The sequence below is a fragment of the Clostridium sp. B9 genome, assembly GCF_050509515.1.
Taxonomy (GTDB): Bacteria; Bacillota; Clostridia; order Clostridiales; family Clostridiaceae; genus Sarcina.
This window is the reverse complement of the sequence record NZ_JBNWKA010000003.1, coordinates 2,461,332-2,488,004: the sequence shown is the minus strand read 5'-3', so window position 1 is coordinate 2,488,004 and position 26,673 is coordinate 2,461,332. Positions and strand designations below refer to the sequence as shown.

The following is a 26,673-nucleotide window of genomic DNA, read 5'->3' as shown; positions in this document are numbered from 1 at the left end:
ACATAAGAGAGGCGAAATTAAGCATTAAAATTAATCTTAATATATATTATGTAAACATTAAGCTTTTTGATAGAGTTTTTTCGAAATTTATAAAAATATTTAAAATAGTTCTATTTAAGTCAGTATGAGTTTATATGAAGAACGTTTTTATTTATTATGTAATATTATATTATATATTGAATTATTCAATATATACAAATTCAAATGAATTATATTAATTTGAAGTGTAAATTTACACTGAGGAGGAAGTTATGACAATAGGTGGATATAATGCATATGTTGCTAATAGAGTTTCTAATACAGTTTCAGTAATAAGTACAGCTACAAATACCGTTATAAAAACACTAGTGGTTGGAAAAGAGCCAAGAGCATTGGCAGTTACACCAGATAAAACTAAGATGTATGTAGTTAACAGTTATGGAAACAGTTTATCAGTAGTTGATTTAACAACTAATACAGTTGTTAATACAATTGCAGTTGGAAACCAACCTTATGGAATGACAATAAGTCCTGATGGAACTAAAGGATATGTTCCAAATCATTTCTTTGCAGGAAGTATATCTGTTATAGATATTGCTACAGATACTGTTTCAGCTACCATACCTGTTGGGACAACACCTTTGCAAGTTGTTGTTTCTAGTGATAACTTAACAGCATATGCAATAAATGAAGGTTCAAATCAAGTATCAGTTATAGATACGGCGACTAACACTGTTATTCATACAATAGGAACACCAAATTCACCAACAAATGGTGAGTTATTACCTGATGATAGTAAACTTTATGTAGGTTCTAGTTATACAGGAAAACTAACAAGTATTGATACAGCTACAAATCTAGTTCTAAAAGTACTAAATCTTGCCGGAAATGCTGGATTTATAAAAATATCACCAGATGGTTCAAAAGTATATGTACCAATAAGAACAACTACGGATTTAAATGTATTTAGTACAGCTACAGATACCTTAACAAATACAGTTATGGTGGGCACAGATCCTACTAAAATTGTTTTAAGGCCTGATGGAGTAGTAGGATATGTATTAAATAAACAAAGTAATAATATATCAGTTTTAAATTTAGCTACAGAGATAGTTGGAGCTACAGTTCCTGTAGGAAATTATCCTATAGATATGGCTATATCACCAGATAATTTATGTGGTTATGTAAGTAATTATTATGATAATACAGTTTCGGTTATAGACTTAACTACAAATTCTGTAATAGCTATAATACCAGTAGGTATAAATCCGAATTCAATAGTGGTGTTAGGAGCAGGATTACCACCAAAAGATCCAATAAAAGATATGATTCTTGATTTAATTCAAAAGATTATTGATTATGTTGATTCAGGTGATATAACATGTGGAGATGTTGCACTTATAAATATTTTAAATTTAGCAATCGAAATACTTTGTAATGAGGAAGTAGATTTTGCTACTAGAATTTTATTGGTAAAACAGCAATTAGAAATATTTAAAGAGCAAGTAACTTTATATGTTGGACAAGGTTGTATTACAATAGCTGCTGGTGCAGATTTGATAATAAGTGCTCAAAATATAATAGATAGTATATCTTAATTAAATTTTTAAAAGAGCATAAATTGTAATTATGCTCTTTTAATAAATATGTTATGTATTAAATGTTATAAAGGAGAAAAACAATGATAGATGCTCTAATAGTTAAAATAGCTGCATTTGTAATATCAGGTGATATTACCTGTGGAGAAGATGAACTTACTAAAATATTAGAATTAGCTAAAGAAATATTATCAAATATGACTATTTCGGAAGTGATGAGAGATAACTTAACAATAGAACAATTAGAAATTTTTAAAGAAAGAGTTTCAATACTTGTTGGAGATGAATGTATAACAGAAATAGCTGGAGAGGAGCTTATACAAGATGCACAAACTATAATAGATAGTATTGAATTATAATGATTAAATTAAAAGTCATCATTAAAGATGGCTTTTAATTTGTAATTACAAATATTAAAAAAGATTGTAAGTTATTACAAAAACAACTTAAAAACATTACAATTCATTGACAACGTTTACTCTTGAAATTATACTAAGTTTAACAATAGTGATTACATATTGTGGTAAAGAATATAAGGGGGGCAAATAATATGAGAAGAATGAGAGAAAGAATAGCTATTATAGCAGCTACTGTATGTGTAGTTACTTCTTCATTAGCTATGACAACAAAGGCGGGAGTTTCACTTCCACCAACAGGTGAGGCAGCAAAAGGAGCTAATCAACCATTCCAGCATGGATATAGATCTATTGATATTGAAAATTGGAATCCAGAAGAGGATCCATATGCAGAGATGCTAAGAGCACATATACCACTTCAAGAAAGAATTGAGCCATTTGCAGATACTCAAGCTAATCCGAATTTAAGTCCAGAAACATCACTTACTAACTTAAATGGAGATTATGGTAACTACTTCTTTGATAGTACAGCATATACTAATGATTTTAGTCAATATGCTTATAACTTCTGGCAGTACACTGATTATTATGGTGGATGGCATGGAATGGCAGTAGATGGAGTTCCAATAAAATTATATGCAGGTGGAGAAGATACAAATTTTGAGTTTGGTATATTAAACTTACCTAACCCAGCTTACACAAATGCTGCTCATAAAAATGGAACTAAGTCTATAGGGTGTTTATTTATTCCAAGAACAGGACAACCTTATGATGCTTTATTAAAGCAAGATGAAAATGGAGAATATGTAGTAGCTAAAAAGTTAATTGAAATAAAAGAATATTTTGGCTTTGATGGATACTTCATAAACCAAGAAACAAGCATATCACCAGATCATATAGTTCCATACAAAGAGTTTACTAAAACATTGGTTGATGCTGGAGTTTACACTCAGTGGTATGACTGTGTAGATGATGTAAATGGTAAATTAACTTATAAGCCATCATTACTTCCTTCACATAGTTCATTCGTTCAAGACCAAAATCTTGGAAGAGTTAATGATTCAATTTTCATGAACTATAACTGGAACTCACCAGATGGATGGAATAATGGGGATAGTACAGATCCAAGATATATAGATGCCAGTGTTGCTGAGGCTAAAAGAATAGGCATAAATCCTTTAGATTCAGTTCTTATGGGTGTTGAGGTTGCTATGGGTAAATTTGATGGTTCTCATAACTCAACAAGAAACATGGATGTTATTTTAGACGAAAATGGAAACCCTAAGACTGGTATAGCATTATTTACTCCTGACTATGTAAAATCAGGATTAGATAGTGATTTAGGAGATCCTAATCAGAATAGAAGAGGAGAAGCTGATTATCAGTGGATGGTTGCAGAGCGTGAGAGGATGTTCTATACAGGAGTAACTATAGATCCATTAGATAGTGGAGAGAAAAAAGGATATTCAAGACCAGACGTTGGTGTTAAAGATGCTAGCGAATGGGGTGGAGTATCTAGATATATAACAGAGCGTTCAGTTATAGATGGAACAACATTTACAACAAACTTCAATACTGGACATGGTGTTCATTATTACATGGATGGAGCAATATCAAATGAAGAAGAATGGGCAAATATGAACATTCAAGATATACTTCCAACATGGCAGTGGTGGATTGATACAGAAGGAACTAAGCTTCAACCAGACTTCGATTATGGTCCAAATGTAGAAAAGGGTGATAAGTTCACATATGAGCAAGTTGGAGCATATGAGGGAGGTAGTTCATTAGTTGTTAATGGAGATTTAGATGCTGATAACTATTTACGTCTATTCAAAACGGATTTAGATGTTGTTAAGAAGTCTAAAGCAACTGTAACTTACAACAAAGTTTCTGGTGAAAATGCTGAAGAAATGTCTTTAGGATTAATATTTAAAGATAGTCCAGATAAAGTTGAATATGTAAAGATTCCAGGTTCAGATAAGGATTCTGATGGATGGGTGACTAAAACTGTAGATCTTAGTCAGTTTGCTGGAAGAGAGATTGCGGTAATGGGACTTGCTTTCTCACCAGAAGAAGGAGAAGTTTCAACAGGATATCAAATGAACATTGGTGAAATAAAGATAACTGATAGTAAGAATTATACTCCAGAAATGCCAGAAGATTTTGAAATAGAAGAGTATTTAAATACAAATGAAGTTTATGTTGAGTGGGATTTAGAGAATTATGAAGATGTTAAGCAATATAACCTTTATGCTAAAGGGGCTAAAGGGGAAATAACTTATTTAGGTGGAAACTATGATGAAGTTTACTATATTAAAGATTTACCAGTTGATACTAAAGAGATATTATTAACAGCTGAAGGTGAAGATGGAAGTGAAAGTAAACCAGCTAGAATTAAGTTCTCACAAGATTATAAAGTTCAAGATTTAAAAGTTACAGAAACAGCTGAAGGATTAGAAATAAATTGGAACAAACCAAGTAAAGCTGTTAAGGAAATAGAGGTAGAGGTATCTTTAATTAATGGAGATGATGAGAATGAAGTATTCTCAAAAGAGTTAAAGGGAAATGCAACTTCAATTAAAGTGCCATTAAATAAAGGTGAGGGAATAAAATATAAAGTGGAAGTTTCTACTGACTCCAAAAATGATAGAGAAGATTCTGTGGTGGCTAGAGGAGTAACTAAAGACTTTTATGCTGAGCCTTACAGCGGAAGCTATAAAGTAGTAAACGGTAAATTTGTATTTGAGACTCCAAAAAATAAAGATTGGTGGAAAATGTACATTACTGTAGATGGAACTGAGTACTCATACTTAAGGGGAAAAGATGGATTTGATAATATAGTAGCACCACAGGAAGCTAGTGAAATTTCAGTTATATTAATGGATTATGAAGGAAATCTTTCTGAAAAGACAATACTTCAATACAATCCAAAGTAATATTGATTAAATATATTTTAAATTTAATAGTATAAAATAAGAAGATTCAAGGAATATATTTTAAAATATACCTTGAATCTTTTTTATTTTAAAATGTAATGTCAAAATTAAAGTTTTAGAATAATTATATAATGTATAGTATTCTTTGGAGTGTGAAAAAGCTAAGGAGAAGCTTAGTAAGTGTATGATTAATCAAAGAATTTTTCTGAATATATTAGATGATGAACAAAGGCCTATACCAGGATGTAGGGTTAAAATTGAAAATAGGAAAGATAAATTTGAGGCTGATACTGATTATTCTGGTATAGTTGAATTTTTAGTACCATTAGGAGTATATGCTTTAACTTTAGAACATCCTAATTTTAAGAAAAAGATATATAGAATGACTTTAAGAGATGGATTTAGTTTTACAAGAATTATTCTCCAAAAAAATAGTTATTCTATTAAACAAGAAGAGGTTAAAAATAGAGAGCATATGATGAATTTTAATGAGAATAGGCAGAAAGATAGAAACTTAAATGCTAATAATGATTATTTATCAAAGGAAGCTACTTTCAATAATGACTTAGGAAACATAGAGTATCCTACCCAAAAAGTGAAGGATGAACAAAGTGAATTACAAGAAAATTTACAGGGAGAACATAGTATAGAAGAAGATAATAAAAATATACTAAATAACTTTATAAAAACAGAAAGTTTTGATGGAAATGGTATGTTTGGAGCTATGGGAAATTTTGATGGAATGACTGGTACAACCTTTGAAGATATTTTAAATGGAGCAAAGGCTATGTTGCAGGAGATTATGGAATTTGCAGAAAACATAGATTTGAATAATCAGGAATATAAAGGACAGGGTAATTTATATAATGATGAAGAAAATGGAACTGTTAATATGCATGAAGAAAATGAATTTGAAGGGGAATGGCAGCCAGAAAGAATAAATACTGAAAACCTAAAGTCTAATTATGATGATAAAACTTATGATGTTTATGAATATGAGGAAGAGTTCTATGAGCCAATGTCGGGTTCTCAGGGGCAATAGAAATTTTTATTTCTACAATATAGATAGTTTTAATGATAAAGCTATTTTATTGATAAAAACGTAAAATATAGAAAAAAATGGTTGAAATGTATGTGAAATAAAGTATAATAATTATAAGATTAAGTTTATGAAAGGAGGAGCATTGATGAAAACTTTAGATAATGAATATGTGGATAGAATGTATTTATTATTAAATATAAAAAAAACATATTTACTCAGTCAATGACTCCTTTTATGGAATTAATCTAATACTTTCCATAAAACTTTTATCAAAATCTTTTCTTTAAGATTTAAGAGCATGGCTGGGATAAGCTATGCTTTTTTAGTGAAATAAAATAAAAGTATAATGAGGGATAACTATATTTAAGGAATTTAATTTAATCTTGTGCTGTACATTTAATACTCTTTTTAACACACAATTAATTAAAAATACAAAACCCTGTTAGTTTACCAAATTAAAATATCTTCTAAATAAGTTAGATATGGTTCTTTAATTATACTTTTAATTTATATATGCCTGTATCACTGAAGCATTGTTTAGGTGATATAGGTATTTTTTTATAGTCTTTTACTTTCATAGAGGGGGGATATTACATGAATATAGGTGATGTCATTTTAGAAAGGTTTTAAATCATTGATAATTTAAATGTAGAGATTTTAGCAAAGCAAAGGGGGCAGTAATATGGAGATTTTTAAGAATTATATTGCTAAAAGACTTTTATTTTTAATACTACCTATAATAGCTATGATAGTTGTTTTAGGAATTGATAGTTTCTTTCCATATCTTCAAAAGATATTTGTGGATGATATTTTAATAGGACAAGATTCAAGTAGATTAGTAGAATTCTTTGGTGTATTTTTAGGATTAGCTCTTTGTAGAGGGTTTTTAGGATATATAAAGGAATTTATGTTTGATAAATTTTCATTGAATGTAAGTAGAGAGATTAGGAAAGATTTATTTGAAAAGATTCAAAGCTTTGAGTTTTCATTTTTTGATAGTACAAATACTGGGGAGCTTATGTCAAGAATAGGTGAAGATGTTGATATAGTTTGGGAAACTATTTCTTATGGACTAAGACTTTTTATAGAGGGAATAATATTATTTATAATTTCCGTAGCTATAATGATGGATATGAGTCCATCATTAACAATAACATGTTTAGTAATTCTATTACCAGTTGGATTTTTAGCGGTTTTGGTAAATAGAAAGTTTCATAGAAATTATTCAAAGATAAGTGATAAAGTAGCAGATATTAATCTTATGGCTCAGCAAGATATCGCAGGAATAAGACTTGTTAAGGCTTTTGCTAGAGAAAAATATGAGACAGAAAAATTTTTGAAGGTAAATGGAGAATATTATGATCTCAATATTAAACAAGCTAAGATTTTAAGTAGTTTCTTACCAGCTATAGATTTATTAACTAACTTAGCTCCAGTAGCTATGATAATTTATGGAGGCTATTTAGCTATTCAAGGAGATATAACTATGGGAACATTATTAGCTTTCAGTAGTTATATACTTAACCTTTCTTTCTGTGTAAGAAATTTAGGGTGGCTTGTAAATATGATGTCTCAGAATAGAGCATCTATGGATAAAATTATGAAAATACTTAAGAGAAAATCTCAAATAACTTCAAAGGAGAATGCTTATAGTCCAGAAGAGGTGAGAGGAGAGATTGAATTTAAGAATGTTTCATTTAAATATAATGAAGAGGAAGTTCTTAGAAACATAAACCTTAAAATACCAGCAGGAAGTACTGTTGCTATAATGGGTGAAACAGGGTGTGGAAAGAGCTCAATACTTTCTCTTATAGGAAGACATTATGATACTGCAGAAGGCCGTGTTTTAGTTGATGGAGTTGATGTTAAGGATTGGGATTTAGATAAGCTTAGAAGTAATATGGCAGTTGTTTTCCAAGATACATTTCTATTTTCAGACTCAATAAAAGATAATATAGACTTTGGTGGAATGAGAAGTACTGAGGAATTAATAGAAGCTTCAGAAGATAGTTGTGCTCTAAACTTCATAGAGGAAATGCCAGATGGGTTTGAAACTCAAGTTGGAGAAAGAGGACTAGGTCTTTCAGGAGGACAAAAGCAAAGATTGGCTATAGCAAGAGCTTTGGTTAGAAAGACACCAATATTAGTATTAGATGATGCTACGTCAGCTCTTGATATGGAGACAGAATTTAAGGTGCTTAAAAACCTATCTAAAAAGCAGGATAAAGCGACTACATTTATAATAGCTCATAGAATATCTGGAGTTAAGGATGCTGATATTATAATATTCATGAAAGATGGAGAGATTGTAGAAATGGGAAATCATGCTTCACTTTTAGAAAAAGAGGGATATTATTATGGAATTTACAAGCACCAATTCCAAGACTTTGAACTGATACATGAAGCTATGTAGCTTATTATATTAGGATATTTTGTTTATAAGGGGGAAATAGGAATGGAAGAGATGAATGAGAAAAAAACTCATAAGTGGAAAACCATTAAGAGGCTTTTGAAATATGTAGAGCCATATAAGTGGAAAACTATTGGAATAATTTTGATGCTTTTAGTAATAATGAGTTGTAATACATTAAATCCATATTTAATGAAGGTTTCAATAGATAAATTTGTTTCAGTAGGAAATGTTAATGGATTATTAGGAATTGGATTAGTTCTAGTTCTTTTAAATTTAGTAGCTATGGTTTTATCTAAGGTCAGAATGATAGCTATGAGTAAGATAACTAATCAGATTTTAGTTAATATAAGGCATGAATTGTATACACATATTCAAACTTTAAGTTTTTCATTTTTTGACAATAGACCAGTTGGAAAGATTTTATCAAGGGTAGTAGGTGATGTTAATGCATTAAACAATCTTTTAAATCATAGCATAGTAAACCTAATACCAAATCTTTTCACAATAATATTGGTTATATTTATGATGCTTATAATGAATCCAACATTAACTTTAATTTGTCTTATAGTTTTACCATTTTTATTTGTAGGAATGTTTTTTATTGAGATAAAAGCAAATAAAAGATGGAGTGTATTTAGAGAAAATAGATCAGCTTTACTCGGATATACTCATGAGGCTTTTTCTGGAATGAAGGTTGTTCAGGGGTTTAGTAAAGAAGAATATGCAGGAGATAAGTTTGAAAAGCATTTAGGTGGACATGCGGATAGCTTTTTACATGCTGTAAGGCTTCAAGATTATTTTTGGCCAACAGTTGATATCTGTAGAGGATTTGGAATAGCAATAGTATTATTTGCTGGATATAAATTGACAGAGGGAGGACATTTGTCACTAGGAACTTTAATGGCATTTATAATGTATATTGAAATGCTTTGGAGACCTATAATGAACCTTTCAGCTTTTTATAATGCTTTTGTTACAAATCTTTCAGCTGCTGAGAGAATATTTGATATTATGGATACAAAAAATGATATGGTTGTTAATGCTACAGATGAAAAGCTTCCTAAGATTAAAGGAGAAGTGCATTTTGATGATGTAACATTCTCTTATGATGATGAAGGTAATCATGCTTTAAAAGATGTTACATTCACATTAAATCCAGGAGAAAAAATAGCTCTTGTAGGAGAAACTGGAGCAGGAAAAACAACTATTACTAATCTTATCAGTAGATTCTATGATCCAACCAAAGGGAGAGTTCTTATAGATGGAATAGATATAAGTAAGGTCGATGTAGAAAGTTTAAGAAGTCAAATGGGAATTATGCTTCAGGATTCATTTTTATTTGCTTCTTCTATAAAAGAGAATATAAGATATGGAAAGTTAGATGCTACAGATGAGGAGATAATAGAAGCTTGTAAGGCTGTAAATGCTCATAGTTTCATAGAAAAATTAGAAGAGGGATATGAAACTAATGTTAATGAAAGAGGGTCAAGACTTTCATTAGGTCAAAGACAACTTATTGCCTTTGCAAGAGCCTTAATTGCAGATCCACGAATATTAATTTTAGATGAAGCAACAGCTAATATTGATACAGAGACAGAGAGATTAGTGCAAGAGGGTATTAAAAAACTTATGGATGGAAGAACATCTATAGTAATAGCTCATAGACTTTCAACAATTAGAGATTGTGATAAGATATTTGTTCTTTCTCATGGAAAGATTGTAGAAGAAGGAAGCCATGAAGAATTACTAAGAAATAAAGGCTATTACTATAATCTTTATTGTGCTCAATATAGTTTCTTAAAAGAAGCTTAGGGATTAAAGGAATTGAGAGAAGTTGCGTATCTATTGGAATATTAAAATTTATATATTGAGAGGGTGTAATCTTGGAAGATAAAAAGAATAAAGGTAATGGAGTAGCATATGGATTGATTTTTGGATTACTTGCTGGATCTATATTAGGTAGTATAAATGGCAATCAAAACTTAGGAATAGTTTTAGGTTTAGGAGCTGGTATTATAATAGGCTCCATTTATGAATCGAAACATTAAGAAATAATAGGCTATATCAGAGTAGATTTCTTTTGAAAACTTATTCTGATATAGCTAATTTTATTTCTTCATTAAAATCCTCCTTTTTAGCTTGGTAAAAAATACTAAGCTGTTTTAAATTTAAATATTTTAAAGCTTAAAATAAATGCTTGTACTAAAAATATAAGGCATAAAATAACTCCAGATATAATTGTAAAACTACTTAAACTTCCATCTACAAAAAGTGGAATGGTGATTCCAACACCAGTATAAAAGGGAAACCATAAATAGTATTTAGGCAATTTAAGCTTTATATTAAGTAAACTTGTAAGTAATCCAGTTAATAGAATTAATGGAGAACTAACTAATATTATTATTAAAAATTGAGTTCCACAATTATCATAAAGGGGACTCATTGGGCTTTTAGATGTATATGTTAGTAAAGCAAGCAAAAGAGCACATATAATAATTAGCTGTAAAAATATAGAGGTTAGTTTCTTGATGTTCATTTGAAAATCTCCTTTGTATATTAGTTTTTACTTTTTGTAAGTTCATTAAATCGAGTTTTTATATAGTCAATATCAAATGAAGAGCAAATTCTCTTATCTTCAGAGTTAAGAATTCTATAGTGGTTTGATACTTGATTTTTTTGAATTTTAAAGTAGGTATTTTCATCAACAGTATTCCACCAAAGCTTACCGCCCATAGTTTGGGTGTAGTTATTCTCAGTATGACCGAATGCAATAGAGGAAATAATATCACTTATATCTTCACCAATAGTCATCTTAAGAATTTCACTATCTTTAAATAAAGAACATACAACTACAGATCCACTCCAGCCCAAAGAACCTCTTCCTTTTTCAATTTGAACTAAGGTTTTTTTTGACATACCAAGTATTTCTGCCATTCTATCCTGAGTAAAATTTCTTTCATTTCTTATAAGTTTTAATTTAGAATCTATTTTTTTTATTAATTCTTCTTTAGTCAATTTAATCACCTCTTAAATATATTAGTGTAAATAGTGTTTTAAATAAGATTAAATACAATATTAGTGTAATTTTACACTAATATTGTATTTGTGTCTATAATATAAGGGCTTTTTAATGTTAAATATAATTGGATTTAAGGTTTATTTAAGAGTTGAATTTATATTTAAGTAAAAATGATTTTTTATATAGATAATAATTATTTAAAACAGAAAAGAATTAAAATATATAGTATTTAAAAATAATAGTTTAATTTGTCAACTAATTTTTATCATATAAGTTAACATAATATCATATATTTATATACTGGAATATAAAATTTACTAAAGTAAAATTTATAATATATGAGAGGGGTTATTAGATGAATAAGAAGAAAATTAAAAAAATTATAAAAGGTGCTTTAGCTACAACCTGTGCTATGAGTATTGTAGCATCTACTTCTATTACAGCTTTTGCTAGCTATAACGGGGATGGAGAGAAGGAAACATATTCTAATGTAGAAGCTGAAATTTATCCTGTTCCTCAAATTATGGAACATTCATCTATGGAAGGAATGAAATTAGAAGGAGAGGTTAATGTAGTTTATCATGGGGAGCAAGAACCAGCTACATCAGTTAGGCTAGAAAAGGCTTTAAGTGATAGTGGAATTTCTTTTTCAGTTTCAGAAAATGTTGATGATAATAAAGCAAATATAATAGTTTCTTCAAATGGAGAGCATTGTGAAGAATGTATAGATGGAAAATTAGAAGGAAGTGAAGTATTAAGTAAAAAAGAGGGGTATGTTTTAAAAACAAGTAATGATGAGAATTCAAAGGGAAATATATCTATAGTTGGATCAGATAAGGATGGAGCTTATTATGGAGTTTTAACACTAAGTCAAATATTAGAACAATCAACTTCTGAGGATAAATTTGCTGAGGTTGTTGTAGCTGATTATCCAGAAATTGAGTTTAGAGGATTTATAGAGGGATTCTATGGAACTCCATGGAGCCATGAAGATAGAATGGATCTTATGCAATCAACAAGCGAATATAAAATGAACACTTATATTTATGCGCCAAAAGATGATCCATATCACAGAAATAATTGGAAGGATTTATATCCAGAAAAAGAGGCTCAGCAAATAGCAGAGCTTGCAGAGGCCGGTACTGAAAACAACTTTAATTTCTGTTGGACAATACATCCAGGAGCAACACTTCAGTTTACGGATGAAGATTTTGATGCTCTTATAAATAAATTTGAGCAGTTATATGACTTAGGTGTTCGTCAGTTTGGAGTATTATTTGATGATACAGATGATTGGTGGAGTGGACAAAGACAAGCAGAGTGGATTAATAGAATTGATACAGAATTTGTTAAGGATAAAGGTGATGTAGCTCCTATGATAGTTATTTCAGCAAGATATAACTCAGCATGGGGACCAAGTATGAATGGATATTTTAAACCATTTATGCAAACATTACATGATGATATACAAGTAATGTGGACTGGACATGCTACTATGTCTAATGTTTCAAAAGAAGTTTTTGAATGGCCAAAGATTCAAACTGGTGTAGATAAAGATATGGCCGTTTGGTGGAACTATCCTGTAAATGATTATTGCGATAGTAGAATATTAATGGCACCAATGCACAACTTAAATCAAGATCTTGATAATGTTAGTGCATTTTATTCAAATCCAATGAATCAAGCACAAGCTTCTAAGGTAGCGTTATATAGCATAGCTGATTATAGCTGGAATACAGATAGTTTTGATTATATGGCAAGTTGGGAAAAGTCTATAGAAGAATTGGTACCAGAGGTTCATGAAGAATTTAAGAGATTTGCTTCAAATATTTGTTATCTAAAAGATGATGGAGGAGCTAGTGGTCCTTTTGAATATGATGAGTCATGGTATTTAGCTAATAAGATAGATGCATTAAAAAATGCAGTTAAGAATGGAGAGTCAATTTTAGAAGTTGCTAATAATTTAATTCCAGAATTTGAACTTATAGTATCAGATTTTGAAAATATAACTGCTAGTCTTAATAATGAGAAGCTATTAAAGGAAGTAGAGCAACATTTAAAGGCATATAAAGCTTTAGGAGAAGCAGGTGTAGCTGCTATGAATGCTTTAATAGCTGCAGAAGAAGGTAATGTTGAAGTCTGGTTGAATAATAGTAATTTAGCAGAAGAGAAACTTGAGCTTATGAATAGTTATAAGATTATAAGTGAAGAAGGTGAAGGAGAGAAAGAAAATGTAGTTTCTGTTGGAGAAAAGAGACTAAAGCCTATAGTAGCAGAAAGTGTTGAATGGGCTAAGAATATGGTTAGTAATTCTATCTTACCTTCATCAGATGCAGAATTTAGTTCTTCAGTAGAAGGATTAGAAAATGTTGAAGTAGCTTTTGAACAAGGGAATTATAGCATATCTAATATTGATGGAGTAACATTAGGGGTAAATGATTATTTGGAAATAGAGCTTCCAAAGGCATTAAAATTAAGAGGAGTAAATTTAGATGCAAGTAATTATGAGGGATTAGAAATTCAATATTCTTTAAATGGAGTTGCTTGGACAACTGCTAACTTTGTAGTAGAAAATGGAGTATTAGTTGTTGAGGAGATTATAGATGCTACATTTGTAAGAGTAGCAAATACTTCAGGAGAGAATAAGACAGTAGATTTAAATAAGTTAGAGTTATTACCAGTTTATAAAGCAAAACCAACAATTAGTGAAAATATTGGTCATTATCAAAATAATACAATAGACAAGGCTATTGATGGTGATATGAATACTAAGTTCTGGTCTGATAAAGCTAGTGGAGATGGTCATTATGTACAAGTTGATTTAGGTAACTCAATTCCTCTTTATGATATAAGAACTCACTTTGCTCAGACTGATTATATGAGAAATTCTGAATATTTAATATCAGAAGATGGAATCAACTGGACTTCATTAGGTGAATTACAATATGTTGAAGAAGGTGGCAAAAAGGTTGCAGTTGCAAATGCAGAAGGGAAAGCAGCAAGATATATTAGAATTGAGGCTAATGGAGAAAATAGTGGATATTGGGTTCAAATATATGAGATGGAATTTAATAAAACTGTACCAGATATGGGAGATAGTACTGTTCAATTAGTAAGTGGAAGTCCATTAGGAAACTTTGAACATCTATATGATAGTGATTTATCAACAGCTTATGAGGCAGAAAGTATTTCAGAGGGAGATCATTTAATTTACAAACTTACTAAAACTACTAATATTGAAGAGTTAATGATATTACAAGATGCTGAAAGAATTTCGGAAGCAAAAATAAGTGTTAAAGACTTAAAAGGAAATTGGAGAGAAGTTGGAGTTTTAGATGGACAATTAAATAGTCTTTCTGTTCAAGATGTTATTACAGAAGTTAAAATTGAGTTTGATTCATCAAAACCAGCGCCAAAGATATATGAGATTATAGCTAGTGAAAGAGAAGTTTCTGAAGAAGTAATAGTTAATCCTGTTAAGAACTTTGTAAAGGGAGAAGTTAATAAGAAAGATGCAACTGTATCTTGGGAAGCACCAGAGCATACTGTTGGACTAGAAAGCTATATTCTTTATAAGGATGGTAAGAAAGTTGGAGAGATTCCAGTAGAGGAAACAAGCTATACATTTAAAGGGTTAAATAGACATACTATTTATAACTTTAAAGTAGCAGCAAAATTCTCCAATGGAGAGATTTCAACTAAGGAATCTATAACATTAAGAACAGCTAGATAATAAAATTTAGAGGTTGTATCAAAATTAAATAAAACTTGAAAGATATTTGAAGAGAGTATTGAAATTAAATCAAAAAATTTCTTCATTATATTTATAAGTTTTATTAAAAAGTTTATTTTGATACAGCCTCATTTTATATCAATTTAGAGAGTTGCATATCGGATTTCAAAAAATAACTATAAATAAATATACATAACGTTAATGAGAATTTAAGAATTGTTTATGAATAATGTTAAAAGGTTTTTAAGTAAAAATTCAAGGAAAAGTGGATAAAATTAACTTAAAAAGTCTAAAAAAGAATAACCAGAAAATATATGAATAAATATATAATGACGAGAATTATTTTACAAAAATAGATTTGATATAAACATAATTATTAATAGGAAAGTATGTTTGTGCTATTGTGCAAATGTTTTCTCGAGATTTAGCTATAAATAGCTATTGGATAAGGAGAGGAGATTTATATGAATAAGAAAAAGATTGAAAAAATTATTAAGAATAGTTTAGCTGCTTTATGTGCTATGAGTATTATAGCATCTACTTCAGTAACAGCTTTTGCTAGTTATGTAAGAGAAGATGAGAAAGTTGCATATTCAAATATTGAGGCTGAAATTTATCCAGTACCTCAGACACTAGAGCATTCTTCTTTAGAGGGGATGACATTAGAGGGAGAAGTAAATGTAGTTTATCATGGAGAGCAAGAACCGGCTACTTCAACTAGATTAGAAAAGGCTTTAAATGAAAGTGGTATCAGTTTTACTATTTCAGATGAAGTTATAGAGGGAAAAGCCAATATTATTATTTCATCTAATGGTGAACATTGTTCAGAATGTGAAGAGGGACAACTTTTAGATAGTGATGTGTTAACTAGAAAAGAAGGGTATGTTCTTAAAACAAGTAATGATGAGAATTCAAAAGGAAATATATCTATAATAGGAACTGATAAAGACGGCGCTTATTATGGAGTTTTAACATTAAGTCAGATACTAGAACAATCAACTGAAGATAATAAATTTGCAGAAGTTATTGTGACTGATTATCCAGAAATAGAATTTAGAGGATTTATAGAAGGATTCTATGGCACACCGTGGAGTCATGAAGATAGAATGAGTCTTATGAAAGATACTAGTGAATATAAGATGAATACTTATATCTATGCACCAAAAGATGATCCATATCACAGATTAGATTGGAAGGAATTATATCCAGAGAAAGAAGCTAAGCAAATAGCAGAACTTGCACAAGCAGGAGCAGAAAATAACTTTAATTTTTGTTGGACAATCCATCCAGGAGCAACGCTTCAATTTACTGATGAGGATTTTGATGCTCTTATAAATAAATTTGAGCAGCTATATGATTTAGGGGTTCGTCAGTTTGGAGTATTATTTGATGATACTGATGATTGGAGAAATGGACAAAAACAAGCCGAGTGGATTAATAAAATAGATACTGAATTTGTTAAGGCTAAGGGTGATGTGGCACCTATGATAGTTATTTCAGCAAGATATAACTCAGCGTGGGGTCCTAATATAGATAGATACTTTAAGCCATTTATGCAAACATTACATGATGATATACAAGTAATGTGGACAGGACATGCTACTATGTCTAACGTTTCAAAAGAAGTATTTGAATGGCCAAAGGTTCAGACAGGAGTAGATAAAGAGGTAGCAGTTTGGTGGAACTATCCTGTAAATGATTATTGCGATAGTAGAATATTAATGGCACCAATGCATAACTTAAATCAAGATCTTGATAATGTTACTGGATTCTTCTCAAATCCTATGAATCAGGCAGAAGCTTCAAAAGTAGCTTTATATAGTATTGCTGATTACACTTGGAATACCAATGAATTTGATTATATGGCTAGTTGGGAAAAATCTATAGAGGAGTTTGTTCCAGAAGTTCATGAAGAATTTAAGAGATTTGCCTCTAATATATGTTTTTTAAAAGATGATGGAGGAGCAAGTGGTCCATTTGTATTTGATGAATCTTGGTATTTAACTGAGAAGATAGATGAGCTTAAAGCTGCTATGGAAAATGGAGAATCAGTAGCTTTACTAGCAAATGAATTAAGAGATGAATTTAGTTTAATAGTGTCAGATTATGAAAGTATTACTACTAAACTTGAAAATGCTAATCTTTTAGATGAAATTAAAGAACATCTAAATGCATATAAAGCTTTAGGTGAAGCAGGAGTAGCGGCAATGGATGCTTTAATTTCTTCTGAGGAAGGAAATTTAGAACTTTGGATGAATAGTAATTCTATAGCTCAGGAAAAATTAGAATTAATGGATACATTTACTGTGGGCAGTTTAGAAGGTGATGGAGAAAAACAAAATATAGTTGCAGTTGGATCTAAGCGTCTTAAGCCAATTGTAAGTGAAACTATGGAATTTGCTAAAAAGAAAATTGGGGAAAATATATTACCACAATTTGAGCCTAAATTTGATACTAATATTTCCGAGGTTGGAGAAGTGGAAGTTTCATATGAGGAAGAGGGTAGCTATTCAATCAGAGATTTAGGAAGTCTTGCATTAAAAAAAGATTCTTATATAGAAATGGAATTGCCTAGAGCTATTAAAATTAACGAAATAAGCTTTAAAGCAGACCAATATGAAAATATAGAAATTCAATATTCATTAAATGGAATAGAGTGGAATAAAGCTGAAACTATTTTAGAAGATGGTACATTAAAAGCTAAGAATGCAGTTGATGGTACATTTGTTAGAATAGTAAATAAGGACAAAGCTAAGGCTATAGTTGTAGAAAGCTTAGAGGTTTTACCAGCTTATAAGGCTATTCCTTCTATAACAGAAAATATAGGTACTCATGAAGAAAACTTCATAGCTAATGCTATAGATGGAAACATGGATACTAGATACTGTTCAAATAGAGAGAGCCAAGCTGGCGATAAGATTGAACTTGATTTAGGTGCAGTAAAACCAGTTCATGATATAGCAACTTATTTCCATCCAAATGATTTCATAAGACATTCTGAATATATGATTTCTGAGGATGGAGTTAACTGGACATCTCTTGGAGAATTACAATATACATCTAAAGATGGTAAAATGGTTGCTGAGGCTAATGCTGAAGGACAAAGAGCTAGATATATTAAAATAGAATCAAGTGGTCACAACTATGGATGTTGGGTACAGATATATGAAATTGAAGTAAATAAAACTGTAGAAGAAGTTGATGAAAGTGCAGTTCAATTAGTAGAAGGAACTTTAAAAGGGGATTTTACTAAGTTATATGATGAAGATTTATCAACTGCATATGAAGTAGAAAATGTAGTAGCAGGAGATTCATTAACTTATAAATTAAGTAAGACAACTGATGTTTCAGAACTTGAAATATTACAAGATAAAGAAAATATATCAAATGCCCAAGTAAGTGTTAAGGACTTAAATGGAGTTTGGACAAAAGTTGGGGCATTAGATGGACAAATAAATAAATTACCTGTAAATAATAAAGTTACAGAAGTTAAATTTGATTTTGATTCAGAGGTTGCTAATCTTAAGCTATATGAAATTATAGCAAGAGAATCTACTGAGGTTGTTTCAAATCCAATAAGAGAACTTATTTCAAATGAGATAGATAATAAGTCAGTATCAGTTTCTTGGAAGACTCCAGAGAAGACGATTGGTTTAGAGAGCTATATACTATATAAAGATGGAAAGAAAGTAGCAGAAATTCCGGTAAGTGAAACAAGCTATACATTTAAAGGGTTAAATAGACATACTATTTATAACTTTAAAGTAGCAGCAAAATTCTCCAATGGAGAGATTTCAACTAAGCAATCTATAACATTAAGAACTACTAGGTAATCAGAAGTTTATTAAATATAATTAAGCCTAATAAAATAAATCTTTATTAGGCTTCTTTATTTTATTAGTATTTTAATGTATAAATATATTAAGTTAAGAATAGAGATTTATATGTTTATGGAATTATTATATTAAGTAAGGATAGAATTGTTTTAATTGGAGGATAAATATGAATGATATACTAAAATCTATAACAGAAGAAGAGTTTAAAGAGGAAATAAGCATAAGATTTAATAATATACTAACTGGGTTTGATAATTATTCAAATGCTCTCCTTGTACATAAAAATCAAGAGAAACCCTTTGATGAAAAAGAGGGTGATTTTATAAATTATTTTAGAGATTTACTAACTATTGAAGAGGCTGTTATAGTTGATTTTTACATAAAGAACTTAGATTCAGAAAGTAAAGAGAGATTAATAGAAAAATTGGAGGGTAATGATAAAGAAATAATTTTAAGGCATATTAATGATGAGGAAATAAAAAGTGTTTACTTTAAACTAGAAACTGAAAGGCTTATGGATTTTATAACTAGATTAAATACGAGAGAGCAGTTCTTTTGTTCTATATATTTAAGAAAGAATTCTATGACAATATGGGGAAATTATAATTTAAGCTTTCCTATGTTTTTTAAGGATGAAAATATTTTAAAAGTTTATGAAGAGTTAGCTAATAAGAATAACTTAACTTTAAGAGACGTAAGTATAAAGTAAGAATATTTTAAGGGATATGATAGAGTTTGATTTTGGAATTTAGAAGAATAGCTTTTAGGGTTTTTATGTTATTTTCGTTAGTATTTATAATTAGTTTATTTATGCCTATAAAGTTTAAATATGTTTTAAATAACAATGATTTTAATGAGGCTAAGCTTTGTTTTGCAGGAGTTAATACTGAGGGAAAGCCAATAGTTGAAAATTTAGATATTGATGAAGAGAATATAAATGCTTTGTTTGATAGATTAGAAGAAATAAAAGTTACGAGTAGTCTTAAAAATATAGAAAGTATTAATTCTTATACATTCTATATTCCAAGTGAAGAAAAATTTATATCTATTTCAGATGAGTATATAGATTTAAATGGAAGTACACTTAGAGTTATTGATGAAATTGAGTATTCAAACATTATTAAATCATTTTTAGATAAACTAGAATAAAAAAATAAAAATGGCGTTGTATCAAAATACAATAATAAGATTTGCAAAGTGAATTTCTAGAATTACTTTAGTCTTATTAAGAATTTATTTTGATACAGCTCCATTTTTTATATTATTTTACTTCAAATATCCATCCTTCAGGAGCTTCTACATCTCCAAATTGCATTCCGTATAATAAGTTATAAAGCTTTTTAGTCACAGGACCCACTTCAGTTTCACTATAGAATACATGAAGTTTATCTTTATACTCAATTCCACCAATAGGTGTTATAACAGCAGCAGTACCACAAGCACCTGCTTCAGAGAATTCATCTAAATTGTCTATTAAAACATCTCTTTCAGATACAGGCAGCTTTAAATAATCTTTTGCTATTTGCATTAAAGAGTATTTTGTTATACTTGGCAGTATTGATTCTGAGTATGGAGTAACAAATTCACCCTTTTTTGTTATCCCAAAGAAGTTAGCGGCTCCAACTTCCTCTATCTTAGTATGAGTTGCTGGGTCTAAGTATATACAGTCAGCATATCCTTTTTTTGCAGCTATTTCATGAGCTTGTAAGCTTGCTGCATAGTTTCCACCAACTTTAGCAGCACCAGTACCTTTAGGGGCTGCTCTATCATAATCTGCAATCATAAAGTTAACAGGTTTTAATCCACCTTTGAAGTATGCACCTACTGGTACACAGAATACTGAGAATATAAACTCGGGAGCAGTTTTTACACCAAGGTTATCGCCAACACCTATCATGAAAGGTCTTATGTATAGAGTTGCACCAGTTCCATATGGTGGTACAAATCTTTCATTAGCCTTAACTACTTGCATACAAGCATCTATAAATTTTGCAACAGGTATCTCTGGCATTAAAAGTTTATCGTTTGATCTATTCATTCTTTTAGCATTTTCATCAACTCTAAAAAGTTGTATTTTCCCATCTTTTCTTCTGTAGGCTTTTAAACCTTCAAAGCATTGTTGACCATAATGTAAAGCTGTTGAAGCCTCACTTATGCTTAATTTGTTGTCTTCAACTAATTTTCCTTCATCCCATTTACCATCTTTATAGTGAGAAATATAACGGTAATCAGTTTTCATATAAGCAAAACCTAGATTATTCCAATCAATAGCTATATTTTTATCCATAGTTTAACACTCCTATCAAAGTTTAATACTTTTTTATTTTACCATTTTATTTCAAAGAATGAAAGATTAAAAAATAAAAATTGCAAAATAAAATTATTTTAATGATATTAGAATATGATGATAAAGATATAAATAATACAAAAAATTAATATTAATTACAAGTTTATTTGATTAATAGTAGGAAATTTTTATGATATAATGTAGTTAAACAACAATTAGAAGAGGGAGAAGGGTATGGAGAAATTTTACGAATTAAGTATTAGAAGCGAAGAATCAACACTACATAAAATAATAGCACCAGCAATGATTTTATCACTATTTATAGCAGCAGGTATTTTCATGTTTGTTAATTTCATATTTGCAGCTATATTTTTAATAGTTATATGTTTACCACTTTTTATATTAAAAAGATTATCAATGGTTGAGTATGATTATGAGTTTACAGATGGTGAACTTGAAATAAGTGCTATATATGAAAGAGTTAGAAGAAAAGTAAAGGGTAACATAAATTTAAAAGATATTGAAATTGCAGCACCAATTGGACATGCTGAGTTAAATAGATATTCAAATGCAAAGGTTAAGAAGTGCTACAATGTTCCGCAAGATGGGAAGAAAGTCTATGTTATTGTAGTTAGATGGGAAACAAAAATGGTAGCATATCAATTATTAATAGATCAAAAAATGTTGGATTTATTCTTTTTCTCAAATCCACAAAAAGTTATAAGATAAGCTTAAAAGTTAATAAAAAAGAAGTTAAAAGTATAGAATTTTTTAAATTCTATACTTTTTTTGTTTAATGAAAACCACTTAAACATAATTATTCTATTATATGAGAAATATAGTATTGTCAGAATTTTAAATAATTGTTTTAGCAAGGAGTAAAAATGCAAAAGATTAGTAAAATTTTAAAGAAGGCTATAGTGATTAATATAATTATAATAATATTATTATCAGTATTAAGTTATATTGGTTCAGCAGTAATTTTAAATTCCATTGATGAAACGGTATATAATTCATATATTGATAATATTGTTAATGATTTAGAGATAAATTTAGAGGGATTAAAAGAATCAGCAATAAATATTTCTCAGAATCAAGATGTTATAAATATATTAAATTCTAATAATATTAATGAGGTTAAGAATAAGGAGATTGAAGAAGAAGTCAAAATAGCAAAAAGCATATTAATGGTTACGAGTTTTTCAAATAACATAATTATAATTGATTCTAAAAATAGTGTTATATTTGATGGGAAAAATGTTTATGATGGTTATTTAGTTGAGGAAAGACCTTGGTATAAAAATATAGTTAATTATTATAAAACTAAAAGTGATAGAAATGCAGAACTAACAGTTGCACATAAGGATTTTCTAACAGGAAAGACATGTATTGCTATAGTTTCAGATATAAAATATGAGAATGATATTATAGGATTTGTAATGGTAAATATTTATTTAGATGAGCTTGTCAACTATATTGAAAGCTCATATAAAAATGGAATCGTTAAAGTTTATGTAGATTTAAAAAATGGAAAATATTACGATCCAAAATTAGGAGTAGTAGAAAATTTGAAGTTAGAGGACAAGGATAATTTTATTAAAAAAGAAGACTATTTTGTTTTTGAATTTAATATAGAATCTAGTCTATTTAATAAAGGAATTAGTACAATAAATAAAATAAATGGAATCATAACTATTATAATGATAGCAATAATAATTCTATTAATAGGATATTTGAAAAAAGAGATATTTAAACCTATATTAATTAATTTAGAAAATTTGAAAAAAATTTTAAAGCAATTAAATAAATATAATTTTGACTTAGAAGATAAAAAAGAAGTAGAGCAATTAGAAGAAATGGTTAATATATTTAATAATGTAATAGATGAGTCGGCAAGAAAATTTATATATTATGATCCTTTAACTAAACTGCCAAATAGAAATGAGTTAAATAGAATTTGTGATAATTTAATAAAAAATAGAGAACCATTTTCAATAATATTCATAGATATAAACAAGTTGAAGTATATAAATGATGCTTATGGACATAACATAGGAGATAAATTTTTAGTGGAGTTTTCTAATATATTATCACAATCTATAGGAGATAGAGCAATACTAATAAGACTATCGGGAGATGAATTTATAATTTTATATAAAGACTATACTTCTAATGAGGATTTGAGTGGATTTTTTGAAGAGCGTATTGTAAAACCTTTTAAAGACAAACGTATAGTTTATGATAAATTTGAGGTAGCATTTTCATCAGGGGTAGCTACGTATCCAAAGGATGGAGAAACTTTATATGAATTACTTAAAAAAAGTGATTATACAATGTACATAAATAAGAAAAAGTTAATTGTAAATAAATTATCATTCTTTGAAAATGAGGTGTATAAAGAACTAGAAAGAAGAGAAACCATAGCCCTTAAACTTAAAGAAGGGATAAGGAATGATGAATTTTATATTTTTTATCAACCTATAGTAGATAAAGACAAAAAAATTAAAAAATTAGAAGCTTTAATTAGATGGAACAATAAGGAACTTGGTTTTGTATCACCAGCAGAGTTTATAGAGATAGCTGAAAAAAGCAGGGATATTATAAATATAGGTTATTGGTGCATAAGAAGAGTTTGTAGAGATATTAGAAGATTTAAAGAAATTTATAGTATAGATAATATGAAATTGAATATAAATGTTTCACCAATACAATTAACACAAAAAGATTTTGCTTCAAAAATGAAAAGTATATTGCAAGAGTATGAGATAGATTTTAATAAAATAAATATAGAAATAACTGAATCAGTTATACTGGATGAGGATAAAATTGCTTTTGAAAATTTAGATGAATTAGATAAAGTAGGAGTTAAGTTATCCTTAGATGATTTTGGAACAGGATATACTTCCTTTTCATATTTAAAAAAGTTTAATGGAGATTCGTTAAAGATTGATAAAAAGCTAATAGATAATGCTACAGATAAAGAATATAGGATAGTAAAAAGTATAAAAGAAATAGGGCATGAATTAGGATTGAAGATAGTTGTAGAAGGAGTTGAACATAAAGAGCAATTCGAAAAATTAAAAGAAATAGGTTGTGACTTTTTTCAAGGATATTATATTGCAAAACCAATGTCGTTTGAGAATTTAAAAAAAATATTTGAGGAAGAACGAAGTAAAGATATATAAAGAGGTATTTTATGGTAAAAACTAATAAGATTATAAAGAAAATGATTATATTTAATACTATAATATTATTAATTTTATACTTAATAAGTTATTGGTGGGTAAATATTATCGTGAAAAAAGCAAATAAATTTATCTTGGAAAATTATGCTGCAGAAATAGTTAATATAGGAGAAAATATTTTAAATGGATTAGGTAATTCTGTAGATAATATAGCTAAAAATAAATATTTACAAGATATTTTAAAAAAAGATTATTTAAATAGTATAGAAGTTAGTAGACTTCAAGAAGAGATAAAAATTGTAGAGAGTGCTCTTTCGGTGGCAAAGTTAACAGATTATATATCTATATATGATTTTTCAAGCAAGACATTGTATACAGCAGATATATTTCAAGAAAATTATAATGTTTATGAAATGGTTTGGTTTGATGAATTACTAAGAAAATATAACGAAGATAAAAATACCATAGGATTAGTATATGAAGAAGAAACTAGAAATGAAAAGGTTGTGATTGCTAACTTCATAGAGGTAAATAAAGAGTTGGTTGGCATAGTTATGATCAATATGTATTTAGATGATTTTTTGGATTTTATGGAGGATATTTATGTTAAGGGAGATTTAGACATATTAATAAGAATAGATGATGATAATTTTTATAGTAAGGATTTAGGTATTATAGATAGTGACAAATTAAATGAATTAAAAGGTTTTAAGATCCAAGATGAAAGTTTCATATTTATGTTTGATGAAAATATGAATATGTTTAGTAGTTTAATATTGGATGTAAATATATTACATACTATAATTTTAGTTGTTATCATTACATTAAGTACAATTATGTTTAAATATATGAAAACTGTTATATTTAAACCATTAGTAAATCATATTGATAAATTTAAAAATGTACTTAAACTATTAAATAAATATGATGAAGATATAGATGAAAAGGATGATGAAGAACAATTAGAAATATTATTAAATTCATTAAATAAGAGTATAGATGAAAATTTGAGAAGACAAGTTTACTACGATGATTTAACAAATCTACTAAACAGAAAAGGGCTTAAAAGAGAGTTTATAAATTTAAAAAATAAGGGTAAACGTTTTGCTGTTATATTTATAGATATAAATAAGTTTAAAGAAATTAATGATACATATGGACACTTAGCTGGAGATAAATTTTTAAAAGAGTTTTCAGAGATATTAAGTAGATGTTTAGAGGGGAAAGGAATATTGACAAGGCTTGCAGGAGATGAGTTTATAGTATTGTATGAAAACTATGAATCGGAAGATGAGTTACTTGAGTTTTATAAAACTGTATTAAAAACATTTGAAAAGGTAAGAGTTGCTGATGGATTATTAGAGGTTAATTTTTCAGCAGGTGTAGCTATTTACCCTGATGATGGAGAGAGTTTTGAAGAGCTTATAAGAAAAAGTGATCATATGATGTACTCAGATAAAAATAATTCAAATGATAATATTAAAATAAGATTTTTTGATGACAAAGTTTATAATGAATTAAATAGAGTGGATTTAATAAAAAGTGAAATAAGATATGCTTTATGTAAAGGTGAACTAAGTTTAGTGTATCAGCCAATATTAGATAGAGATAAACAAATAAAAAAAGTAGAGGCGCTATTAAGATGGAGAAATAATAAGCTAGGAGAAGTTTCACCAGAAGAATTTATAAGATATTTAGAAGAGGATAGGCTTATAATTCCAGTAGGATATTGGTGTATAGAAGTTATTTGCAAAGATTATTTGCGATTAATAGAGAATGATGATGAGTACAAAGATATAAATATAAGCATAAATGTGTCTCCACTACAACTTATGGAAAAGAATTTTTTTCTCAATTTTAAAAAGATATTAGACAAATATAAGCTATGTTATTCGAATATAAGTATAGAAATAACTGAATCTATACTTATGGAGGATAATGATAATATTTTAAAGAATTTATCTAATATAGATAAATTGGGTGTAATTATATCTTTAGATGATTTTGGAACAGGATATACCTCTTTTGCATACTTAAGAAAGTTTAAATTTAAATGTCTTAAAATAGACAAAGTTTTATTAAATAAAGCCGATAAGAGAGGATATGAAATAATTAGTTCTATAATTGATATAGCACATAAATTAGAAATGAAGGTTATCATGGAAGGGGTAGAAAGTGATGAACAGTTTAATAGATTGATTAAAATAGGTTGTGATTTTTTTCAGGGATATTATTTGGGTAAGTTTATTGAATTAGATAATTTAAAAAAATAATAAATAGCATTTT

17 protein-coding genes are annotated in these 26,673 nt (G+C 28.7%); 14 read left to right on the top strand and 3 right to left on the bottom strand.

Features of this window, described 5'->3' with window-relative positions; genetic code table 11:
* Positions 1 to 251 precede the first annotated feature (251 nt).
* The 7 genes from ACQZHJ_RS11040 to ACQZHJ_RS11010 all read left to right on the top strand — a co-directional run bounded on the left by ACQZHJ_RS11040 (position 252) and on the right by ACQZHJ_RS11010 (position 10,375).
* Positions 252 to 1,577: a beta-propeller fold lactonase family protein gene (locus ACQZHJ_RS11040; protein ID WP_430485608.1), complete on the top strand. Its 1,326-nt coding sequence runs from the start codon at positions 252 to 254 to the stop codon at positions 1,575 to 1,577.
* Between the two features lie 83 nt (positions 1,578 to 1,660).
* The gene (locus tag ACQZHJ_RS11035; RefSeq protein WP_430485607.1) at positions 1,661 to 1,936 is read left to right on the top strand and encodes a hypothetical protein; all 276 of its coding nucleotides are present in this window, start codon (positions 1,661 to 1,663) and stop codon (positions 1,934 to 1,936) included.
* A 191-nt stretch (positions 1,937 to 2,127) separates the two neighbouring features.
* A complete protein-coding gene (locus ACQZHJ_RS11030; RefSeq protein WP_430485606.1) occupies positions 2,128 to 4,872 on the top strand; it encodes an endo-beta-N-acetylglucosaminidase in 2,745 nt (914 codons plus the stop codon).
* Positions 4,873 to 5,056: 184 nt separating this feature from the next.
* Positions 5,057 to 5,914 carry a hypothetical protein gene (locus ACQZHJ_RS11025; protein ID WP_430485605.1) on the top strand — a complete coding sequence of 286 codons (858 nt, stop codon included), beginning with the start codon at positions 5,057 to 5,059 and terminating at the stop codon, positions 5,912 to 5,914.
* Between the two features lie 682 nt (positions 5,915 to 6,596).
* Positions 6,597 to 8,327, top strand: coding sequence for an ABC transporter ATP-binding protein (locus tag ACQZHJ_RS11020; RefSeq protein WP_430485604.1), 1,731 nt, complete (start codon positions 6,597 to 6,599; stop codon positions 8,325 to 8,327).
* Between the two features lie 42 nt (positions 8,328 to 8,369).
* Entirely contained in the window at positions 8,370 to 10,139 is a 1,770-nt protein-coding gene (locus tag ACQZHJ_RS11015; protein ID WP_430485603.1) for an ABC transporter ATP-binding protein, read from the top strand.
* A gap of 71 nt (positions 10,140 to 10,210) precedes the next feature.
* Positions 10,211 to 10,375 carry a hypothetical protein gene (locus tag ACQZHJ_RS11010; protein WP_430485602.1) on the top strand — a complete coding sequence of 55 codons (165 nt, stop codon included), beginning with the start codon at positions 10,211 to 10,213 and terminating at the stop codon, positions 10,373 to 10,375.
* 104 nt (positions 10,376 to 10,479) lie between these two features.
* Here the strand turns inward: ACQZHJ_RS11010 and ACQZHJ_RS11005 are convergent, their stop codons facing one another.
* Positions 10,480 to 10,863 carry a hypothetical protein gene (locus ACQZHJ_RS11005; protein ID WP_430485601.1) on the bottom strand — a complete coding sequence of 128 codons (384 nt, stop codon included), beginning with the start codon at positions 10,861 to 10,863 and terminating at the stop codon, positions 10,480 to 10,482.
* Positions 10,864 to 10,883: 20 nt separating this feature from the next.
* The gene (locus tag ACQZHJ_RS11000; RefSeq protein WP_430485600.1) at positions 10,884 to 11,342 is read right to left on the bottom strand and encodes a helix-turn-helix domain-containing protein; all 459 of its coding nucleotides are present in this window, start codon (positions 11,340 to 11,342) and stop codon (positions 10,884 to 10,886) included.
* A 359-nt stretch (positions 11,343 to 11,701) separates the two neighbouring features.
* Here ACQZHJ_RS11000 and ACQZHJ_RS10995 point away from each other — a divergent pair, with 359 nt between their 5' ends.
* From ACQZHJ_RS10995 to ACQZHJ_RS10980, 4 genes are all read left to right on the top strand, one after another.
* Positions 11,702 to 15,079: a beta-N-acetylglucosaminidase domain-containing protein gene (locus tag ACQZHJ_RS10995; protein ID WP_430485599.1), complete on the top strand. Its 3,378-nt coding sequence runs from the start codon at positions 11,702 to 11,704 to the stop codon at positions 15,077 to 15,079.
* 464 nt (positions 15,080 to 15,543) lie between these two features.
* Positions 15,544 to 18,912 (top strand): beta-N-acetylglucosaminidase domain-containing protein, encoded by a 3,369-nt coding sequence (locus ACQZHJ_RS10990; RefSeq protein ID WP_430485598.1) that lies wholly within the window; start codon positions 15,544 to 15,546, stop codon positions 18,910 to 18,912.
* 169 nt (positions 18,913 to 19,081) lie between these two features.
* Complete coding sequence (locus ACQZHJ_RS10985) at positions 19,082 to 19,624, top strand: hypothetical protein (protein ID WP_430485597.1); 543 nt, start codon at positions 19,082 to 19,084, stop codon at positions 19,622 to 19,624.
* Positions 19,625 to 19,689: 65 nt separating this feature from the next.
* Positions 19,690 to 20,064, top strand: a complete 375-nt coding sequence (locus ACQZHJ_RS10980) for a hypothetical protein (RefSeq protein ID WP_430485596.1) — start codon at positions 19,690 to 19,692, stop codon at positions 20,062 to 20,064.
* 112 nt (positions 20,065 to 20,176) lie between these two features.
* On the opposite strand, the gene ACQZHJ_RS10975 is transcribed toward ACQZHJ_RS10980, so the two are convergent.
* Positions 20,177 to 21,202 carry a branched-chain amino acid aminotransferase gene (locus tag ACQZHJ_RS10975; protein WP_430485595.1) on the bottom strand — a complete coding sequence of 342 codons (1,026 nt, stop codon included), beginning with the start codon at positions 21,200 to 21,202 and terminating at the stop codon, positions 20,177 to 20,179.
* Between the two features lie 234 nt (positions 21,203 to 21,436).
* Between ACQZHJ_RS10975 and ACQZHJ_RS10970 the strand changes: the two genes are divergently transcribed.
* The 3 genes from ACQZHJ_RS10970 (at position 21,437) to ACQZHJ_RS10960 (ending at position 26,660) form a co-directional block, all read left to right on the top strand.
* Positions 21,437 to 21,931, top strand: coding sequence for a hypothetical protein (locus ACQZHJ_RS10970; RefSeq protein WP_430485594.1), 495 nt, complete (start codon positions 21,437 to 21,439; stop codon positions 21,929 to 21,931).
* A gap of 155 nt (positions 21,932 to 22,086) precedes the next feature.
* Positions 22,087 to 24,387, top strand: a complete 2,301-nt coding sequence (locus ACQZHJ_RS10965) for a putative bifunctional diguanylate cyclase/phosphodiesterase (protein WP_430485593.1) — start codon at positions 22,087 to 22,089, stop codon at positions 24,385 to 24,387.
* 11 nt (positions 24,388 to 24,398) lie between these two features.
* Positions 24,399 to 26,660: a putative bifunctional diguanylate cyclase/phosphodiesterase gene (locus ACQZHJ_RS10960; RefSeq protein WP_430485592.1), complete on the top strand. Its 2,262-nt coding sequence runs from the start codon at positions 24,399 to 24,401 to the stop codon at positions 26,658 to 26,660.
* The last annotated feature ends 13 nt before the right edge of the window (positions 26,661 to 26,673 follow it).

Bases quoted from the DNA above. Each gene is read 5' to 3' on its own strand.
- ACQZHJ_RS10980 (WP_430485596.1), top strand. From the start codon at position 19,690: ATGTTATTTTCGTTAGTATTTATAATTAGTTTATTTATGCCTATAAAG.
- ACQZHJ_RS11025 (WP_430485605.1), top strand. From the start codon at position 5,057: ATGATTAATCAAAGAATTTTTCTGAATATATTAGATGATGAACAAAGG.
- ACQZHJ_RS10990 (WP_430485598.1), top strand. From the start codon at position 15,544: ATGAATAAGAAAAAGATTGAAAAAATTATTAAGAATAGTTTAGCTGCT.
- ACQZHJ_RS10975 (WP_430485595.1), bottom strand. From the start codon at position 21,202: ATGGATAAAAATATAGCTATTGATTGGAATAATCTAGGTTTTGCTTAT.
- ACQZHJ_RS10985 (WP_430485597.1), top strand. From the start codon at position 19,082: ATGAATGATATACTAAAATCTATAACAGAAGAAGAGTTTAAAGAGGAA.
- ACQZHJ_RS11030 (WP_430485606.1), top strand. From the start codon at position 2,128: ATGAGAAGAATGAGAGAAAGAATAGCTATTATAGCAGCTACTGTATGT.
- ACQZHJ_RS10970 (WP_430485594.1), top strand. From the start codon at position 21,437: ATGGAGAAATTTTACGAATTAAGTATTAGAAGCGAAGAATCAACACTA.
- ACQZHJ_RS11035 (WP_430485607.1), top strand. From the start codon at position 1,661: ATGATAGATGCTCTAATAGTTAAAATAGCTGCATTTGTAATATCAGGT.
- ACQZHJ_RS10995 (WP_430485599.1), top strand. From the start codon at position 11,702: ATGAATAAGAAGAAAATTAAAAAAATTATAAAAGGTGCTTTAGCTACA.
- ACQZHJ_RS11015 (WP_430485603.1), top strand. From the start codon at position 8,370: ATGGAAGAGATGAATGAGAAAAAAACTCATAAGTGGAAAACCATTAAG.
- ACQZHJ_RS11040 (WP_430485608.1), top strand. From the start codon at position 252: ATGACAATAGGTGGATATAATGCATATGTTGCTAATAGAGTTTCTAAT.
- ACQZHJ_RS10965 (WP_430485593.1), top strand. From the start codon at position 22,087: ATGCAAAAGATTAGTAAAATTTTAAAGAAGGCTATAGTGATTAATATA.
- ACQZHJ_RS11020 (WP_430485604.1), top strand. From the start codon at position 6,597: ATGGAGATTTTTAAGAATTATATTGCTAAAAGACTTTTATTTTTAATA.
- ACQZHJ_RS11005 (WP_430485601.1), bottom strand. From the start codon at position 10,863: ATGAACATCAAGAAACTAACCTCTATATTTTTACAGCTAATTATTATA.
- ACQZHJ_RS10960 (WP_430485592.1), top strand. From the start codon at position 24,399: ATGGTAAAAACTAATAAGATTATAAAGAAAATGATTATATTTAATACT.